We start from the raw sequence: 18958 nt of genomic DNA, 5'->3' as shown, positions 1-18958 counted from the left end.
TGATGCATTGGCGGGAGGTATTTGTAAAGCCGCGCGCTCGCGGCGGGGTCGCTCGTCGGCCCGGCACGGACCGGTCGGGAACGCCCGGCTGTCTCTTCCGACCTGCTGTGCCAGCGGCCGACGGCTGGCGAGAGGAGCACTCGCGCTACTTGCTCGCCGCGTCCACCACCACGAGTGCGGTCATGTCGACCACTCGCCGAACGCTTGAGGTGGGTGCCAGCACGTGTACCGGGCGGGCCGCACCGAGCAGGATGGGGCCGACCGACATGCCGTCGCCGCCGGTCATCTTGAGCAGGTTGTAGGAGATGTTGGCGGCGTCGAGGTTCGGCATGACCAGGACGTTCGCCTCGCCGGTCAGCGGCGATTGCGGGTCGGATTGCCGGCGAATGGTTTCGCTGAGCGCGCTTTCTCCGTGCATCTCGCCGTCGATCTCCAGTTCGGGCGCGCGGGCCCGAACCAGGTTCAGGGCGTCGGCGACCTTGCGCACAGACGCGGTTTGCGACGAGCCGAAGTTCGAATGCGACAGCAGCGCCACTTTCGGCCGGATCTTGAAACGCCGCACGGCATCGACGGCCATCAGCGTGATCTCGGCCAGCTGCTGGGCGTCCGGGTCTTCATTCACATGAGTGTCACAGAGGAAGAGTGCCCGGCCCGGCAGCAGGACATGCGTCATCGCCGCCATCGTCGTGCACCCGGGCGTCTTGCCGATGATTTCGTCGACCTGCCGCAAATGGTGCGCAAAGCGTCCGGAAAGTCCGCAGATCATCCCGTCGGCTTGGCCGAGCCGCACCAGCATGGCGCCTATGATGGTGTTGTCGTTGCGCAGACGGGACTTCGCGATGTCGATCGTCACCCCGTGTCGCTTGCGCAGCTCGTGGTAGGCCGTCCAGCATTCCCGGTAGCGCGTGTCGCTGTTGGGATCGACCACTTCGATCTGCGAGCCGATGCGCAGCTTGGAGCCAATGCGCTGCAGGCGCGCGGCGACCACGTCCGGGCGGCCGATCAGGATCGGTCTGGTCAGGCCCTCGTTGAGGATCGTCTGCGCTGCGCGCAACATCCGCTCGTCCTCGCCGTCAGGATAGACGATCCGGGTCTTGCGTCCGCGCTTCGCCGCGGAAAAGATGGCGCGCATGCCGACACCGGTCTGGTACACGAACTCGCGGAGTTTTTCGCGATAGGCCGTGAAGTCGGCGATCGGTCTGCTGGCGAGACCGGTGGTCATTGCCGCCTGTGCGACCGCCGGTGCGATGGTGGTGATCAGGCGCGGATCGAACGGCTTCGGGATCAGATAGTCGCGACCGAAGGTGAGCTGCTCGCCGGGATAGGCCATCGCCACTTCGTCGCTGACTTCCTGTCGCGCCATTTCCGCCAGCGCCTTGACGCAGGCCATCTTCATCTCCTCGTTGATGCCCCGTGCTCCGACGTCGAGTGCGCCGCGAAAGATGAAGGGGAAACACAGGACATTGTTCACCTGGTTGGGGTAGTCGGAACGACCGGTGGCGATGATCACGTCCGGCCGCACCTCCCGCGCCAGTTCGGGCATGATCTCCGGGTTCGGGTTCGCCAGCGCGAAGACGATCGGTTGTGCCGCCATTCGCGCCAGCATTTCGGGGTGCAGCAGACCGGCGGCCGAGAGCCCGAGGAACACGTCGGCCCCGTCGATCGCGTCGGCGAGGGTTCGTGCCTCCGTGTCGCGGGCGTAGCGTGCCTTGGTCGGTTCCATGTCCGTTTCACGCCCGACGTAAATGACGCCCTTCGAGTCGCAGACGATGATGTTTTCGCGCAATACGCCGAGATCGCACCACAGGTTGAGGCACGAGATCGCCGCCGCGCCGGCACCCGAACAGACGACCTTCACCGCCGCCGCCTTCTTGCCGGTGATCCGGAGGGCGTTCAGAATCGCCGCCGCGGAGATGATCGCGGTGCCATGCTGGTCGTCGTGGAAGACCGGGATCGACATGCGTTCCTTGAGCCTTGCCTCGATGTAGAAGCACTCGGGCGCCTTGATGTCTTCCAGGTTGATGCCACCGAGGGTAGGCTCCATGGCGGCGATCATGTCGATCAGGCGGTCAGGGTCGCTTTCGGCAAGTTCGATGTCAAAGACATCGATGCCGGCGAACTTCTTGAACAGGCAGCCCTTGCCTTCCATCACCGGCTTGGCGGCCAGCGGGCCGATGTTGCCCAGACCGAGCACGGCGGTGCCGTTGGTGATGACGCCGACGAGGTTGGCGCGCGAGGTGTACAGGCTCGCCGCATCGGCAGCGTCGACGATGGCATGGCACGCGTGGGCGACTCCCGGAGAATAGGCGAGTGCGAGATCGATCTGGTTGCTCAACCCCTTGGTCGGCTGAACCGCGATCTTTCCCGGAGTCGGGTAACGGTGGTACTCGAGGGCCGCCTCGCGAAGGTCGGCCTGCCGCTGATCGTTCTCCATCGTGTCTCCTGACGCTTGGTCTGTCGTTGTCCGGGCCTGCAAATGTAGCCGAGACCCGCTCCCTCCACCAACTGGATGTCGTCGCATTTGCTGGCACAATGGCCTGCTGTGCGTTGTTTTGCGGCGAAAACACGACAGATCTGTCCCCGTCATCGACGCTGCCGACGCCTGCGTGCTGCGTGCGACGCGGAAACCCGGTGGCGGTGGGCGACGAGCCGCTGATCGTTGCTGCAGCCGGCCCCCGCCGCCGATGCCGGGCGCGCGTTGCGAACCGGCTCGCGGTAGAATGTCCGGCAAAACCGGCAACCCGGATGCCAGCAGGCTCTTCTCGGCGTTGCGAGACACGTTCGACTACCAATGGGAGATGATGAATGGGCCAGACCGCCACCAGTAACCTTCGCACCGTCGCTCTCGTCGGCCACGGCGCTGCCGGCAAGACTTCGCTGGCAGAGAGCCTGCTCGCCGCAGCCGGGGCCATCAGCAGCCGGGGCAGCGTCGACAAGGGAAGCACCGTCTGCGATTTCGATCCGCAGGAGAAGGAACTCGGGCACTCGCTGAATTCGGCTCTGGCAAGCTTCTCCTGGCAAGGCGTGCAGGTGCATATGATCGACACGCCGGGCTTCCCGGACTTCGCCGGGCAGGCGATCGGAGCCCTGGCGGCAGTGGACACGGCGCTGGTGGTGATCAATGCGCAGAATGGCGTCGAACTCACCAGCGAACGGATGATGCGCATGGCCGCCGCTCGCGGTGTCTGCCGGATGATCGTGATCAACAAGATCGACGCCGAGAACGTCAACCTGCCTGCGCTGGTTGCCAACATCCGGGAGCGCTTCGGCCGCGAATGCATGCTGCTCGACCTGCCGACCAAACAGGGCAGCGAGGTGGTCGAGGTTCTCGGTCATGATGATGGCGACAGCGATTTCGAGTCGGTGGCTGCGGCACATCGCGCGCTGATCGACCAGATCGTCGAGGAAGACGAGGATCTGCTGGCGCGTTACCTCGAGGAAGGTGTCGATCCGACCCCGGATGAACTGCATGCGCCCTTCGAGCGCGCCCTGCGTGCCGGCCATCTGGTACCGATCCTCTTCGTTTCGGCACGGACCGGCGCCGGCATCCCGCAGCTACTCGACGTTCTTGCCCGCCTGGCGCCCAATCCGGCCGAAGGCAACCCGCCGCCGTTCTACCGTGGCGAACCGGGCGGTCCGAGTGAAGCCTTCCAGGCCGAGCCGGACCCGCAGAAGCACGTCCTGGCACACGTCTTCAAGGTCGTCAGCGATCCGTTCATCGGCAAGGTCGGCGTCTTCCGCGTCCATCAGGGAACGATCCGCAAGGACTCGCAACTCTTCGTCGGCGACGGCAAGCGGCCGTTCAAGGTCGGCCACATCTATCGCCTGCAGGGCAAGGAGTATGTCGAGGTGGACAGTCTCGTTCCCGGTGATCTGGGAGCGATTGCCAAGGTCGATGAGATCGAGTTCGACTGCGTGCTGCACGACTCGCATGACGAGGATCACATCCATCTGGTGCCGCTCGAGTTTCCGCAGCCGATGCAGGGCCTGGCGGTGCAGGCGCGGCGCAAGGCCGACGAACAGCGCCTGTTCGAGATCCTGCACAAGCTCGAGATCGAGGATCCCTGCTTCAAGGTCGAACGTCATCCGACGACCAACGAGACGGTCATACGCGGCATCGGCGAAATGCACCTGCGCGCCAAGCTCAGCCGCCTGGCGCAGCAGTACAAGCTGGAACTCGACACCAAGCCGCCGCAGATCGCCTACCGCGAGGCCATCACCGCCAGTGCCGAAGGCCACTGCCGGCACAAGAAGCAGAGCGGCGGTGCCGGCCAGTTCGGTGAAGTGATGCTGCGGGTCGAACCGCTCGAGCGCGGTGCCGGTTTCGAGTTCGTCGATATCGTCAAGGGCGGAGTGATCCCCGGCGTCTTCATGGCGGCCGTGGAGAAGGGTGTTCGGCAGGCACTCGCCGATGGCGTCGTTGCCGGCTTCGCGGTCGAGGACCTGCGGGTCACCGTCCATGATGGCAAGTCGCATCCAGTCGACGGCAAGGACATCGCATTCTTCACCGCCGGCCGCAAGGCAACGGTCGAGGCGATCCGCGCCGCCAAGCCCATCATCCTCGAGCCGGTGGTCGACATTGAGATCCTCGCGCCGGATTCGATGACCGGCGACGTCACGGGTGACCTGTCGAGCAAGCGTGGCCATCTGACCGGAACGCAGCCACGCGGACCGGGTGTCATGGCGATCAGCGGCGAGGTGCCGCTGGCAGAGCTTGAGGGCTACCAGTCGCGCCTCAAGTCACTTACTGGTGGACAGGGTTCATACAGCATCGCCTTTTCCCATTACGCTCAGGTGCCACCGGCAATGCAGCAGCAACTGGCGGGACAACACAAGGTCATCGAGGAGGACTGAGGGCGGCAGAAACCGGCGACGCAAGCCCGTGGACAAGGCTTTCAAGCTGTCGCACTGGTTCCTGCCGCTGGCGCGTCGCGTGCTCTATGCCTGGGTGCGCACGACGGTCTTTCCCGAACGCCCGCAGGAACTGCAGCTCGATCCCGCACGACCGGTTTGCTACGTCCTGCAGGACAGGCATCTCTCCAATCTGCTGCTCCTCCTGGAGGAGTCGCGGCGGGCCGGGCTGCCGCGAGCCGACTCGCCGCTGCTGCTGGGCAAGCAGCGCTGGCCGCGCTCGTTCTTTTTCCTGAACCGCGATCGCAGCCTCGCCGGCCGGGCGCGGAATGGTGGCAGTCACTCGGCCTTGCTCGCCGGTCTGATGCACCAGGCCGTTGCCGATCCGCAGATGGACGTCCAGTTGGTGCCGGTGGTGATACTCTGGGGACGCAGCCCCGACAAACAGGATTCGGTCCTGAAGGCGCTGTTTTCGGAGACCTGGCGCCCGCCTGGCGCTTGGCGGCAACTGGCGGCAATCCTTCTGCATGGCCGCAGTGTGCTGGTGCGCTACAACCCGCCGATATCGCTTCGCCATCTCCTGCAGGGCGGGCTCGACGAGGAGCAGGCACTGCGCAAGCTGGCGCGCATCCTGCGGGTGCACTTTCGCCGCCAGCGGCAAATGGCGATCGGCCCCGACCTGTCGCATCGCAACACGCAGGTCAACGCCGTGATCGCCGGCGAGCGCGTGCGCGCAGCGATCGAGCAGGAGGCATTGACACACGGCATCCCGGTTGCCGAAGCGAGGGCGCGGGCTGGTCGCTTCGCGCTGGAGATCGCTTCCGACTACTCGTACGGCGTCGTGCGCGCCCTCGAGCTGTTCCTCGCCTGGTTGTGGACGAGACTCTACGACGGCATCGAGCTGCACCACTTCGATTCCGTCACGCGCATCGCAGCCGGCCAGGAGATCGTCTATGTGCCCTGCCACCGCAGCCACATCGACTACCTGTTGCTGTCGTACGTCATTCTCCGGCAGGGGCTGACACCGCCTCATATCGCTGCCGGTGCCAACCTTGACCTGCCGCTGGTCGGCGGCCTGTTGCGGCGCGGCGGCGCATTCTTCCTGCGCCGCAGTTTCAAGGGCGAGCCCCTGTACGCTGCCGTTTTCCATGAATACCTGCACCTGATGCTGGCGCGCGGCTTTCCGATCGAATACTTCATCGAGGGTGGCCGCAGTCGCAGTGGACGGATGCTGACACCAAAGGCCGGGATACTTGGCATGACCGTGCAGAGTTTCATCCGTGAGCATGCACGGCCACTGATTTTCGTCCCGGTGTACATCGGCTACGAGAAGATCATCGAAGGTAGCACCTATCTCGGCGAACTGGCCGGCAAGCCGAAGCAGCGGGAGTCGCTCCTCGGGCTGTTGCGCAGCGTGCGCGCCATCAAGCGGGTCTTTGGCAAGGTGCATGTGAACTTTGGGCAGCCGCTTGCCCTGGCAGGCTTTCTCGATCTACATCAAGCGGGCTGGCGAGACACGGATGAGAGCGACGAGCCGCCGTGGGCCCGCAGTGTGACCCGCAGGGCTGCAGCCGAGCTCGCCAAGCGGATCAATGAGGCGGCCGTCCTCAACCCGGTCAATCTGATGGCGCTGGCGTTGCTCGCGACGCCCAAGCATACCGCCGACGAGCACGCGCTGCAGCGCATGATCGAGCACTACCAGGCGCTGGCCGCCGAGCTGCCCTACGCGCCGAGCAGCATTCCCTGTGGGCTCGGACCGCCGGCAATCATCGCCTACAACGAGCGCCTGACGGTCGTCGAGCGTTTCGCCGACCCGTTGGGCGATCTGATCCGTGTTCGTGACGGCCAGGCTTCGCTTCTCGCCTACTTCCGCAACAACGTCCTGCATCTCTTCGCCCTGCCGGCGGTCATCGCCTGTCTGCTGAGTCTGAACCGCAAGCTCGATCGAGCGCGCGTGGCGCAGGCGGTCTGCGGTATCTGCGGCCTCATGCGAGCGGAACTCTTCCTGCGCTGGTCCCCGGATGAACTCGAAGCGGCGAGCGATGCGGCGATTCGTGCATTGGTGGCGCGCCGGCTGTTGGTTTCGGAGGCGCGGGAGACAGAGGTCGCTGCGCCGGAAGCGATCAGCGACGAGTTTGCCGAACTGCATCTGCTCGGCGAGACCATCCGGCCACTGCTCGAACGTCATTTCCTCACCCTCGCGCTGCTGCAGAGCCACGGCAGTGGCCAGACGACGCGGCGGCAACTGGAAGACAACTGCCACCTGCTGGCGCAGCGGCTGTCCCTGCTCTACGAGTTCAATACCGCCGAGCTTCCCGAGAAGGCGACCTTTTCGGCCTTCATCGGCAATCTCATCGAAGCCGAGTACCTGCGCGAGGACGGGGACGATCGCTTGTGCTTCGACGAGCGGTTGATGACGCCGCTAGCCCATTCCGAACTGGTTCTCTCGCCGGAAGCCAGGCAGGCCATCAGGCGAATCGCCGGTACCGGTGCGCACCTTTAGCAGTGCGCTCCGTCACCAGAACGACCAGTAGAGACCAGCAGCCCAAGTGATTCGTTCTCGTCCCAGGCCGGGTGCCAACCGCTACGGCCATGGAGAAGACTGGCAATGCGGCAGGGGTGCCAGAGGTCGCCATTTCCAACGACTGGCCGGCGAGGGCGGCAACCCCTCAGGCGCGACCTCGGCGAGCCGCCTGTTCGAGCTTCTCCTTCTCCGCCATGACCTTGTTCGCGTAGCTCGCATCCGGATCATCGGGAGCGCCACCATAGTGTTGCAACCCCGCGGTCAGGCTGCCACGCCAGCGAATGGCCTCCTCGAGGACATGGACGCCAACCTGGATGTTCGTTACCGGGTCGAGAAAGGGCGTCTCACCGGCGCCCGCCGGGACCTTGTCGAGATGGTAGCCGGGAATCACCTGCATCAGACCTTTGGCGCCCACCGGGCTTTCGGCGAAGGGATTGAAGCGCGACTCGATGCCGATGATGGCGATGATCAGCAGCGGATCGAGGCGCCGTTCGCGACCTACCCGCTGTGCCGCTTCGAAGACCGGCACCAGGGCTTCCGGTGCCACGCGGTAGCGGCGCGACACCGAGTCGAGAACGCGATGCAGCCGCGCCGAAAGGACCGGTTGCGGGGCAGTTCCGGCTTCGTCACCCTGGCTTGCCGGTGCGGCTGCCGTTTCGCCGGCCACGATGGTCTGGGCGTTGTCGGTGCGGTCGACTTCGATCCAGTGTTTGAAGCTGCCGAGAAGCAGCATCAGCCCGACGACCATCAGGCTGTGCTGCAGGAAACTCAGGCTCACGTCGACACGACGCGGGTTGAAGCCGTTCAATGCAATGGTTGTGGACATGCTCTCTCCTTCACTTTCGTCGTCGCGCACGAAAGACAACGCGGCGATGGACGGTTGCAGGCGGGTGCAAAGCCTCGGATGCTCGGGGTACGCAACCCCTGAGGCCGGAACTCTGTTCTCGGGAAAAGCTCGCGAACAGGGCGGCGAAGATGCAGCGAAGACGCTGCGAATTTGCTTGTTTGATACTGCAGGGCCTCGACTCTATTGGCTATTGACGCTTCGGTCAACCCCCCAACACCTCCTCGGCACCTTCCCGGCAAGCGACGCGTCGCTCCACGGTCCTTCGCAGCTGCGGGAAACGGTACCCGGTTCGCCGGTCATGGCGAGCGGTGACGTGCGTGTCGCCGAAGCAAAATGACCGCCACTCAAGCTCGTATAATCATGACTCCCTGCCATCCGCATGGCGCTGCGGATGGCAGGCAAGCCTCGAGACTCGATCCAGCGGTGGACCGCTCCCGAGAGACATCGCCAGGCTGGCATGGCGGGCTGCTTCCGCATGGAGCCTTGCGGCTGGCGGCACAGCCTGATTGACGGAATCCCCGATGGACGTGGTTCTGCTGCTGCTTCTCATCGTGCTCAACGGCATCCTGGCGATGTCCGAGATTGCCGTGGTTTCCGCGCGCCAGTCGCGCCTGCAGAAGCTTGCCGAGGATGGCTTCTCGGGTGCGCGCTCGGCGCTGGCGTTGCAGCAGGAACCGTCGACGTTCCTGTCCACCGTCCAGGTCGGAATCACCACCGTCGGCATCCTCAGTGGCGCCATTGGTGAGGCGACTCTGGCAGCACCGCTGGCCGAGTGGTTGGGCTCGATCGCCCTGCTGGCACCGCATGCCGATACGGTCGCCCTGACGCTGGTGGTGGTGGCCGTCACCTATTGCTCGGTGGTCGTTGGCGAACTCGTTCCCAAGCGTCTCGGCCTGCTGGCGCCCGAGCGCGTGGCCTCATTCGTTGCCGGGCCGATGGGCGTCGTGTCGCGTCTGGCACGGCCGCTGGTGTGGCTGCTCTCGTCCTCGTCCAGCATGGTCCTCGGGTTGCTCGGTGCGCGCCGGGCGCAGGACACGACGGTCACCGACGACGAGATCAAGGTCCTCATGGGGCAGGGCGCCGAAGCCGGGGTGTTCCACGCCAGCGAGCAGGCCATCGTTTCCAACGTCCTGCGTCTCGACGAGCAGCGGATCAGCGCCATCATGACGCACCGCAAGGACATCTATCTGCTCGACCTGAACGACGGCGAAGAGTTGATCCGTCGTCGCCTGGCGAACAGCCCGTACCGGCGCATCGTCGTCTGCCGGGACGGCCTCGACCAGATCGTCGGCGTCCTGCGGACCAGCGATCTGCTGCAGGGCGCCCTGCTCGGGCAGCCCCTGGAAGTGGAGGCTTTCGTCCGCCCGGCGCTGTACGTTCCGGCGAGCGTGACGACGACCCAGTTGCTCGAAACCTTCCGGCGGGCGCATCAGCAGTGCGCGCTGATGGTGGACGAGTACGGCGGGTTGCAGGGTCTGGTGACGCTGACCGACGTGCTGACCTCGATCGTCGGTGACCTGCCGACTTCGGACTCCCCGGAGGAACTCGATATCATCGTTCGCGAGGATGGCTCGTGGCTGGCCGACGGCAGCGTGCCGATCGAGCGCCTCAAGGCGGTTCTCGCGATCCACACGGAATTGCCCGGTGAGGAGGAGAATGCGTTCAATACCCTGGGCGGGTTCGTGATGTACGTCCTCGGCAGGATTCCGCTGCCCGCCGATCACTTCGTCGTCGAGGGGTTGCGCTTCGAGGTCGTCGACATGGATCGCCACCGCGTCGACAAGGTGCTGATCGCGCGCCTCGCGGAAGCGGGCGGGTTGGGTCGCAGCGACTGAGATCGCGGGCGCCGCCCCTTCAGCCGCTACCGGCGGCTCGCCAGTACTGGTAGGCGAGTGCCAGCCGGGCGCCGGCGATGATCGCGAACAGGGTGATCAAGGAGCCGGCGGCGAGCGTCGAAACCCCGCTGACACCTTGCCCGATCGTGCAGCCCAGTGCGACGACGCCACCAAAGCCCATCAGCGCGGCGCCGACGAGGTGGTTGGCGGTGTCCTCCAGATCGTCGAAGCCTTCCCAGCGGAAGCTGCCGCTGAGGAGCGCATGGGCGAGGCTGCCGCAGACGACGCCGAGAACGCTGGCGATCGCGAAGGTCAGCCGGCGGCTGCTGTCGGACCACAGCAGCAGCAACTCCAGCGTGTAAGCCAGTGGTGCGACGAAGGTCAGCGATTCCATGCGCCCACTGTTGGTGGCGAGATAGGCCTCCTGCAGCGTTTCCGGGTCCTCGGCGAGATGGCCGAGATGGCCGCTGACGTACCAGCCAGCGACGACCAGCGCGCCAACGGTGGCGCCGCCGAGGACCTGCGGGGCAGCCAGGCGGGGACGACACAGCAGCACGGCAGCCAGCAGGCCGCCGCCAAGCAGCGTGGCACACAGCGCCGGCGCCGGCCGGGGTGTCAGCCCGAGGGTGGCGATCAACTCGGGCAGGCCCGGGCCGTCCGGCAGATGCAGTGCGACCCGTTCGAGCACCTCGACGCGGAAGACGGCGAGCACGCCGCGCAGCGACATGGACGCCACCAGCGCGAGGACGATGAACACGACCACCGCCTTGACGCTGCCGGCGCCGATGCGCAGCAGGGTTCTGGCACCGCAGCCGGAGGCGAGCACCATGCCGAAGCCAAAACAGAGGCCGCCGGCGAGATGCGACAGCCAGGTCAGGTTGCGGCCGCGGTAGATTGACCTGTCGACATCGATGAGTGCCGCCGAGTGCAGCGCCGTCGTGCCCAGGATGGCCAGCGCGATCGCCAGCAGCCACATGCGCATGCGACTCCAGTCGCCGAGGTTGGCGATGTCGGCAACCGCTCCCATGGTGCAGAAGCGCGTCCAGCTGGCGACGGCGCCGAAAACCAGGCCGATGGCAAAGGCGAGCCAGACGACCGTGGTGGCGGGATCGGCGACGCTCATCGGCGCGCTTCCGCATCCTGGTGGTTGACGTAAGGGGTTGGATCGGCGACGCCGGCGGCGGCAAAACCGGCGCGCCGCAGTCGGCACGAGTCGCACACTCCGCATGCGCGTCCGGCCGCGTCGGCCTGATAGCACGAGACGGTGATGCTGTAGTCGAGCCCGAGCTCGATACCGCGGCGGATGATCTCGGCCTTGCCGAGATCGATCAGCGGCGCATGGATGCGCAGTGCCGAACCTCCCACCGCCGCCTTGGTCGCCAGGTTGGCCATCCGTTCGAAAGCCGCGATGTACTCGGGGCGACAGTCTGGATAACCCGAGTAGTCCACAGCGTTGACGCCGATGAACACGTCCTGACTGCGCAGGACCTCGGCCCAGGCGATGGCCAGTGACAGCATGACGGTGTTGCGGGCGGGTACATAAGTCGCCGGGATGCCCGGGCGGAGCCCGTCCACCGGCAGCGCCACCGCCGGGTCGGTCAGCGCCGAGCCACCGAAGTCCTCCAGGCGCAGGCGCACGATGCGGTGCTCGCTGGCCGCCAGCGCCACGGCAACGGCCGCCGCTGCCCGCAACTCGCTGTGGTGGCGTTGTCCGTAGTCGACCGACAGGCAATGACAGGCGAAGCCGCTGGCGCGGGCGATCGCCAGCGTCGTCGCTGAATCGAGACCTCCCGACAGGAGAACGACACAGCGCTTGCTTGGCTCGGACAGAGGTCTGCTCATGGACGGAAACTATACCGCTTTCCTTCGCCATCGGGTCGCTCTCGCTGCCCGGTTGCATCCTCGCAGTGGGCGCCCTGGGGGTCGTAGACGATGTGTTCAAGCTGAGACCATGCGGGAAGGAGCGCAGCCGGCAGGTGGCCATTGCGCGGTGGCCGGTCACGGAGCCCCGCGCGCTGCGGTTGTGGCAGTCCTCGCTGGCCGGGAAACGGTACGACTTCGTGTTGCCCGGAACTGCCCGTCTGTCGGAAAAGCTTACAGTGCTTCCGGTGCAGCCCATCCAGAGAGCGGGAAAGCAAACTTATATCAGACTACTCCGAGCCTTGGCGTGAATCTTGCTAGCTCTTTGTCCGGGCTCGTCTGGTGCCAATCGTCAAGGCCCGTCGACGGTGGCAGGACCGGCGTTCCTGATCGGGCGACGGCTGCGGTTGGCCAGAGGCTGTTGGCGCAGCCGCATTGGCCTGGTGGGTGTCGCTGCGAAGACGACAGCGACGCAGGTCGCGACGGATTCGCGGCGTCACGTCCTCTGCGCGGTTTGATCGGCAGGTGGCCTCAGGTTGCACGAAAGGCTCTCGGGGCCTTGTCCCCCCTATTCTGGAGAACACTCGAGTGTCGCGGTGTCTTGGTGGTGGTCGAACTGGAGTGTGCACCGCGGCGGGCGGGCGCTTGGCGGTCCGCGCGTGGTCCGGGCGAGTCGTCGCTCTGAATCCCGTACGGGGAGCGCGCGAATGATCCGCGTCGCGTTCAGGGCCTCTTTCGATCCGTTGCCTGGCCTAAAGTGTTCGAGCCGCTGAACACCGGAAGCGTGTCCGCAAGGATGTCTCTGTCCAAGAGGCAGCTGCTGATCATGGTCGCCTGCAGTCGTGGCGACGTCGCGCAGCACCTGCTGAACAGCCTGCGCGAGCTGGACTATCGGGCCGTGGCGATGGCACTGACGGCGGACTTGCCCAGAGGGAGTCCGCAACCAAGCCTGATCATCGCCGATTGCCTTCCAGACGTATGGTCGCGCAAGCGATCGTTGGACGGATCGGGCCATGTCGCCGCGATACCGGCCGTCTTCCTGCTCGACGGCAGCGCGAGCGACGGCGAAGAGATGCAGGCATTGAGGAGGTCGCACGAGGTGCTCGTGCGGCCGTTCACGCTCGCTGATCTCGATCGCTGCATCCGCTGCCGCCTGTCATCGATGCATGCTGGCGCCGACGAGTCCGGTCTGCCGGGGCTGGCGGATCGACGGCGGGCCGAGCGGCGGGGCGTCGGCCGGCGCCGCGGCGACGGCTTGCACAGGACGGATGGCGAGCACGACCGTCGCCGCGGCGAGCGGCGATGCCGGCCGCTGGACCAGTTCATGGCGGCAATCGGTGGCGGGGGCGACGCCCTGCGTGTGCCGCCCTTGCTGGCGCCTGTCGAGGAACGATCCGTGCCCGTGATCGTGCTCACCGACCGGCGGGACTTCGTCCGTCAGCTGGCTGGCGAGCTGGATGCCGCGCTGGCGATGCGGCTGCGGCCAACCGTGGTGGAAGCGCCGGAGGCCGTGCGTCTCTTCCTTGCTGACGGCGGCGCCGACCTGCTGATGGTCGACACCCGCTGGCTGCGGCAGGCCGCTGCGGGATCGCTGGATCAGATCGCAATCGTGGCTTGCCAGGAGGGGGCGAGACTGCTGCTCCTCTGGGACGATGCCTGGCCGCTGGCCGTCGACGAGATCCTGCGTTTGGGTGTCTGCGGCAGCATCCGGATCGATGCCCCGGTCAGCCTCTACGCCCGAGCATTGCGCGAGGTGAACCGAGGGGGGCTGTGGTTGCCCCGCTGGCTGATGGCGCAGGCTTTCCGCGGTTGGCTGTCGGCTGTGCGGTCAACGCGGGCTGCCGCGGAAAGCGCTGCGGCCGGCCCGGCGCGCAGCCTGACCGGGCGCGAGCGGATGATCGCCCGGCTGGCAGCCGAGGGGCTGACCAACAAGGAGATCGCGCGCCAGTTGCAGGTTTCTCCCGACACAGTGAAGAAACACCTGGAGGCCGTCTTTGGCAAGCTTGGTGTCCGGCGACGCGGCCAGGTGGCGGCGCGGCTGTTCGCGGCCGTCACCGAGCCGCCGCGCGACTAGGAGCGGGCGGTGCTCCGGGATTACCCGTTTGGGGAATGGAAAAACGCCAGCCTTGCGGGTAGGGTCGGCAGATGTTCTGACACGATGGGGTAGTCCTTCGCGGGTCTTGCCAGGCGGCACGGCGACCGTGGACGAAGGGCGACAAGTGGCCGGCGGCCGACCCGGGAGCCATGGTCCGACTGCTGAAGGGCCTCAACTTGGCGCGTCTCGATTGACTGATTCAACTGGACTTCATTTCAGGAGCTTGGAGCGATGGCAACGACAGTGAAAACCAACAAGCAGGACTATGCACCGGGCCAGACCGTGTCGATCCGGGCAGAGGGGTTCGGCGAGATGGCCGGCATCCGCTTCCAGGTGATCAATCTGGGCTTCGACGGGGTCCTGGGCACGCAGGACGACCTGCAGTATGCCAGTTGGACGGTCGCCAATACCTTCCAGGGCGGCCTCGACGCCAACGGCAACCCGCTGCCTGCGTCGATCGACACCACGTGGGTGGTTCCGCAGAGCGCGCTCAACTCTTCCCTGGTGCTCACGGCCGAGGCGATCTTCTCCGGCGAGGATGGCCAAATCGGAACGGTCGACGACGTGCCGACCGGAGAAGTGGCGACGACCACGTTTACCGATGGTCCCAATCCGGCTCCGACGCAAGTGTTCTACGTGCCGTTTCCGGAAGACCAGTTGCTGGCGGGTCTGCAGGCCATCGAGTCGGGATCGGGTTCCACCAATCCGACCAATCCGGTCCAGACCTACATTTCCATCGCGGCGTCGGCGAACAACACGATCATCTACTACGATCAATGGGAAAACGGCTACGACGTCGATATCGCCAATCCGAACGATCTCTACAGTGCGATCAACCCTGGCGGTACCCAGATCTGGGGTGATGGGGACATCAGCAACGGCGCTGCGCCTGGGGTGGCGAGCAATGCGGCTGACGTGATCAACGCGGGGACGGTGATCGTCCTCAACAACGCCGTGCAGACGGGAACCCTGCAGTCGGTCATCGACTTCGACGGGCGCGACAAGATCGCGGCGACGAAGAGTGTCGCGCTGACGCACGTCGGCTGGGCGAGCGGTTCGAACACGCTGCTGGCGGGTGCGGTCGAGGTCTTCGACACCAAGAGTTGGGGGACGGAGTATCGCATTCCGGTCGGCGCGAACATCCCGGACAGCGCCGATGCCCAGATGTTCGAGTACACCAGCCTGTACATCATGGCGGGGCCCGGCGGGGCCACGGTGCAGATCGACAAGGACGCCAACGGTAGCTTCGAAACCACGGTCACCCTGAGCGAGGGACAGCCGCACTTCGTCGATGGTGGCGTCAACGTGGGCGGCCGCGTGTCATCCGACAAACCCGTGCAGGTGCATTTCCTCACCGGTGACATCGGGTCCAACTACGAGAGCCGGGATTCCGCACTGCTCCCCCTCAACCTCTGGTCTTCGAGCTACTACACCCCGGTGTCGACGGCAGCGACCAACAACGAGGCGACCACCGTCTGGCTCTACAACCCCAGCACCAGTGGCATTACGGTCAAGTATGAAACCCGGACGGGACCCAGCGGCAACACCATCACCACCACCGATCTGTCGGTGGCAGCGGGCTCGTACCTGAAGCAGACTGTTCCGGACGGTTACGGCGCGCACTTTTACACGCTCGATCCCGATGGTGCGGGACCCGGCACCGCGCCGACCTTCTACGCTTTCTCCACCACCAACTCGACGGATACCAGCGGCGGCAACCAGGCATGGGACTGGGGCTTCACCCTGATTCCAAAGGAGTCGCTGTCGCCGCAGGTTCTGGTCGGCCTGGGGATTGGTCGCGACCCGACCTCAGGCACCAATCCGAACGAAAATGGCAACCCGGTCTGGGTTTCGCCGGTGGGCAACGGCAATGCCCCCGCGACGATCTACATCGATTACGATGCAAATCCGCTGACCGGCGCCCTCACCGATCCAAACGGCAACAAGTACGACACTTCTGTCAGCCTGCGCGAACTCGACCGGGCCAAGATCTACGACACCGTGGACCGTAACCAGACGGGCATGCTGGTCTATACGCTGACGCCTGGAGTCAAGCTGGTCGCGGCGTGGGGACAGGATCCGTCAACGGCGTCGGCGGGTGCGCCCGGACTGGATGTGGGAACCGGCATCCCACCGCTGGCGCTGTTCGGGGCGGGCAAGGACGGCAGTCTCAGTACCGACAATGATGGCAACGGCGTGGTCAGCGCGGGCGACGAAATGCTCTACACGATCGTCATCAACAACACCAGCCGCTCGCCGATATCCGACATTCGCCTGCGGGACGTTCTGCCGGTGGATACCACCTACGTCACGGGCAGTACCTACTTCAAGGATGCTGACGGGGCGATCTCGCAGATTCCCGATGACGTGCCAGGAACGCCGTTCCCGCTCGACGGCCTCGGCGTCATCCTCGATCCGGGCGACACATTGCCGGTCGGTGGTTCGTACCAGGTGACCTTCAAGGTGCTTATTGACAGCGCGGGCAACCTGGAACCGGGAACCACGAGCATCATCAACAGGGGCAGCGCCAGCGCTGGCGGCGTGACGATCGATTTCACCGATACCACGCCATTGGTCTTCGTGTCGATCGAGAAGCAGGTTTCGGCGACTGGCGTGGATCCGGATTGGCTGGACGCCGACGACGCACCCGGGCCGACCATCACCGTCGGACAATTCGTTTACTTCCGTGTCGCTGTGACGAACAGCGGTGCCTTGCCGGCGACGGTAAACCTGTCTGACCAGATCCTCACCGGAAGCGGTTCGCCGCATGACTTCTTGTTCGGCGGCAGTCAGACGACGATCGTTGCGCCGAATACGACGATCTACAGTGACGTGATTCAGGCGATCGCAACGGCAGGTCCCCACGAAGACCGCGCTTCGGCCAGCGTGACGGTGACGGACGGCAACGTCACGAGCACGGTCGTCGTGGTGCCGGACGATGCCAACTACTTTGGCGCGACGGGCGCGGTCGTGATCGAAAAGCAGGTTTCGGCCGACAACGTCAACTGGCACGACGCCGACGACGCCCCCGGGTTGACGATCCTCGCGGGTGAGGAGGTCTATTACCGCGTCAGGGTGACGAACAGCGGTTCGCTGCCGGCTACGGTCAATCTGAGCGACGTCAACGTGGTTGGTGGAGACCCTGCGCTCGACTTCAAGTTCGGTGGCAGCCAGACCACCACGGTGGCCGTTGGACAGGTCATCTACTCCGACGTGATCAGCGGTATTGCCATCGTCGGCCAGCACACCGACCAGGCGTCGGCGCTGGTGACTGTGAGCGACGGCACGAACACGACGCAAATCAGCGTCGCGCCGGACAACGCAAACTATTTTGGTGGACAAGGCGCAGTCGTCATCGAGAAAGAACTCTCAGTCGATGGGGGTACGACGTGGATTCCCGCCGACTCTCCGACCGGGCCAATCATCCTGGCGGGTAGTAGCGTCAAGTATCGCGTGGCAGTGACCAACAACTCGACGGGGAATCTGACTGCTACGGTTGACCTGAACGACACGACGATCACCGGGAGCGTTCCCGTCCTGGACTTCACCTTTGGCGGTCAGCAGTTTGCGACGGTTGCGGCGGGAGCGACCGTCTATTCGGACGAAATCCCCACGACGGCGTTGGCGGGGCAGCAGACCGACAGAGCATCGGCCGTGGCCAGTGTCAGCGATGGGGTCAATTCGGCCCTGGTGGTGGTGTCGCCGGATGATGCGAATTACTTTGGGGCGCAGCCGTCGCTGAACATCGTCAAGAACGCCAGCGTTCCAGGCAACACGGCGGACGCGGCGGGCGAAGTGATCAGCTACACGATTGCGGTGCAGAACACGGGCAACCAGACGCTGACCGGGGTGACGGTGAGCGACCCGTTCATCAGCAACCTGACGCGGGTGGCGGACACGGTCGGCGACAACGACAACGACCTGGAAGTCGGCGAGACTTGGGCGTACACGGCGAGCCACACCGTCACGCAGGCCGAGATCGACGCCGGCGGGAACATCGTCAACACGGCGACGGCCGACTCGAACGAGACCGCTCCGGACACCGACGACGCCTCGATCCCGGTCGCGCAGAACCCGTCGCTGAACATCGTCAAGAACGCCAGCGTTCCGGGCGGCAGCGCCAACGTGGCGGGCGAAGTGATCAGCTACACGATCGCGGTGCAGAACACGGGCAACCAGACGCTGACCGGAGTCACGGTGAGCGACCCGTTCATCAGCAACCTGACGCGGGTGGCGGACACGACGGGCGACAACGACAACCTGCTGGAAGTCGGCGAGACCTGGGCGTACACGGCGAGCCACATCGTCACGCAGGCCGAGATCGACGCCGGCGGGAACATCGTCAACACGGCGACGGCCGACTCCAACGAGACCGGTTCGGACACCGACGACGCCTCGATCCCGGTGGCGCAGAACCCCTCGCTGAACATCGTCAAGAACGCCAGCGTTCCGGGCAACACGGCGGACGTGGCCGGGGAAGTGATCAGCTACACGATTGCGGTGCAGAACACGGGCAACCAGACGCTGACCGGGGTGACGGTGAGCGACCCGTTCATCAGCAACCTGACGCGGGTGGCGGACACGGTCGGCGACAACGACAACGACCTGGAAGTCGGCGAAACCTGGGCGTACACGGCGAGCCACATCGTCACGCAAGCCGAGATCGACGCCGGCGGCAACATCGTCAACACGGCGACGGCCGACTCCAACGAGACCGGTTCGGACACCGACGACGCCTCGATCCCGGTCGCGCAGAACCCGTCGCTGAACATCGTCAAGAACGCCAGCGTTCCGGGCGGCAGCGCCGACGTGGCGGGCGAAGTGATCAGCTACACGATTGCGGTGCAGAACACGGGCAACCAGACGCTGACCGGGGTGACGGTGAGCGACCCGTTCATCAGCAACCTGACGCGGGTGGCCGACACGACGGGCGACAACGACAACCT

At 65.3% G+C, this 18958-nt stretch carries 8 protein-coding genes and 1 pseudogene; 5 read left to right on the top strand and 4 right to left on the bottom strand.

The features are described 5' to 3' along the window. Nucleotides 1-145: 145 nt before the first annotated feature. Nucleotides 146-2434, bottom strand: a complete 2289-nt coding sequence (locus tag NFW30_RS04730) for an NADP-dependent malic enzyme (RefSeq protein ID WP_295349910.1) — start codon at nucleotides 2432-2434, stop codon at nucleotides 146-148. 371 nt (nucleotides 2435-2805) lie between these two features. On the opposite strand from NFW30_RS04730, the gene fusA reads away from it, so the two are divergent. Continuing rightward, entirely contained in the window at nucleotides 2806-4854 is a 2049-nt protein-coding gene (gene fusA / locus NFW30_RS04725) for an elongation factor G (protein ID WP_295349912.1), read from the top strand. Between the two features lie 28 nt (nucleotides 4855-4882). Further along, nucleotides 4883-7354, top strand: coding sequence for a glycerol-3-phosphate 1-O-acyltransferase PlsB (plsB, locus tag NFW30_RS04720; protein WP_295349914.1), 2472 nt, complete (start codon nucleotides 4883-4885; stop codon nucleotides 7352-7354). 166 nt (nucleotides 7355-7520) lie between these two features. Here plsB and NFW30_RS04715 read toward each other — a convergent pair whose 3' ends face one another. Continuing rightward, nucleotides 7521-8201, bottom strand: a complete 681-nt coding sequence (locus NFW30_RS04715; protein WP_295349916.1) for a transglycosylase SLT domain-containing protein — start codon at nucleotides 8199-8201, stop codon at nucleotides 7521-7523. A 542-nt stretch (nucleotides 8202-8743) separates the two neighbouring features. Here NFW30_RS04715 and NFW30_RS04710 point away from each other — a divergent pair. After that, nucleotides 8744-10057, top strand: a complete 1314-nt coding sequence (locus NFW30_RS04710) for a hemolysin family protein (RefSeq protein WP_295349918.1) — start codon at nucleotides 8744-8746, stop codon at nucleotides 10055-10057. Nucleotides 10058-10076: 19 nt separating this feature from the next. Here the strand turns inward: NFW30_RS04710 and NFW30_RS04705 are convergent, their stop codons facing one another. Together NFW30_RS04705 and queC are read right to left on the bottom strand one after the other, a co-directional pair. Continuing rightward, entirely contained in the window at nucleotides 10077-11180 is a 1104-nt protein-coding gene (locus NFW30_RS04705; RefSeq protein WP_295349920.1) for a YeeE/YedE family protein, read from the bottom strand. Then, entirely contained in the window at nucleotides 11177-11899 is a 723-nt protein-coding gene (gene queC, locus NFW30_RS04700; RefSeq protein WP_295349922.1) for a 7-cyano-7-deazaguanine synthase QueC, read from the bottom strand. The genes NFW30_RS04705 and queC overlap by 4 nt, the downstream gene beginning before the upstream one ends. An 814-nt stretch (nucleotides 11900-12713) precedes the next feature. On the opposite strand from queC, the gene NFW30_RS04695 reads away from it, so the two are divergent. Together NFW30_RS04695 and NFW30_RS04690 are read left to right on the top strand one after the other, a co-directional pair. Further along, entirely contained in the window at nucleotides 12714-13991 is a 1278-nt protein-coding gene (locus tag NFW30_RS04695) for a LuxR C-terminal-related transcriptional regulator (RefSeq protein ID WP_295349924.1), read from the top strand. A 252-nt stretch (nucleotides 13992-14243) separates the two neighbouring features. Next, nucleotides 14244-18958: pseudogene (locus NFW30_RS04690) on the top strand (hypothetical protein); the annotation flags it as partial.

The sequence above is a fragment of the Accumulibacter sp. genome, assembly GCF_023806635.1.
Taxonomy (GTDB): Bacteria; Pseudomonadota; Gammaproteobacteria; order Burkholderiales; family Rhodocyclaceae; genus Accumulibacter.
The sequence above is the reverse complement of the archived record's forward strand: the minus strand, read 5'-3'. Positions and strand labels throughout refer to the sequence as shown.

Coding starts and splice junctions, on each gene's coding strand:
- NFW30_RS04730 (WP_295349910.1), bottom strand. CDS start 2,434: ATGGAGAACGATCAGCGGCAGGCCGACCTTCGCGAGGCGGCCCTCGAG.
- fusA (WP_295349912.1), top strand. CDS start 2,806: ATGGGCCAGACCGCCACCAGTAACCTTCGCACCGTCGCTCTCGTCGGC.
- NFW30_RS04715 (WP_295349916.1), bottom strand. CDS start 8,201: ATGTCCACAACCATTGCATTGAACGGCTTCAACCCGCGTCGTGTCGAC.
- NFW30_RS04710 (WP_295349918.1), top strand. CDS start 8,744: ATGGACGTGGTTCTGCTGCTGCTTCTCATCGTGCTCAACGGCATCCTG.
- NFW30_RS04705 (WP_295349920.1), bottom strand. CDS start 11,180: ATGAGCGTCGCCGATCCCGCCACCACGGTCGTCTGGCTCGCCTTTGCC.
- queC (WP_295349922.1), bottom strand. CDS start 11,899: ATGAGCAGACCTCTGTCCGAGCCAAGCAAGCGCTGTGTCGTTCTCCTG.
- NFW30_RS04695 (WP_295349924.1), top strand. CDS start 12,714: ATGTCTCTGTCCAAGAGGCAGCTGCTGATCATGGTCGCCTGCAGTCGT.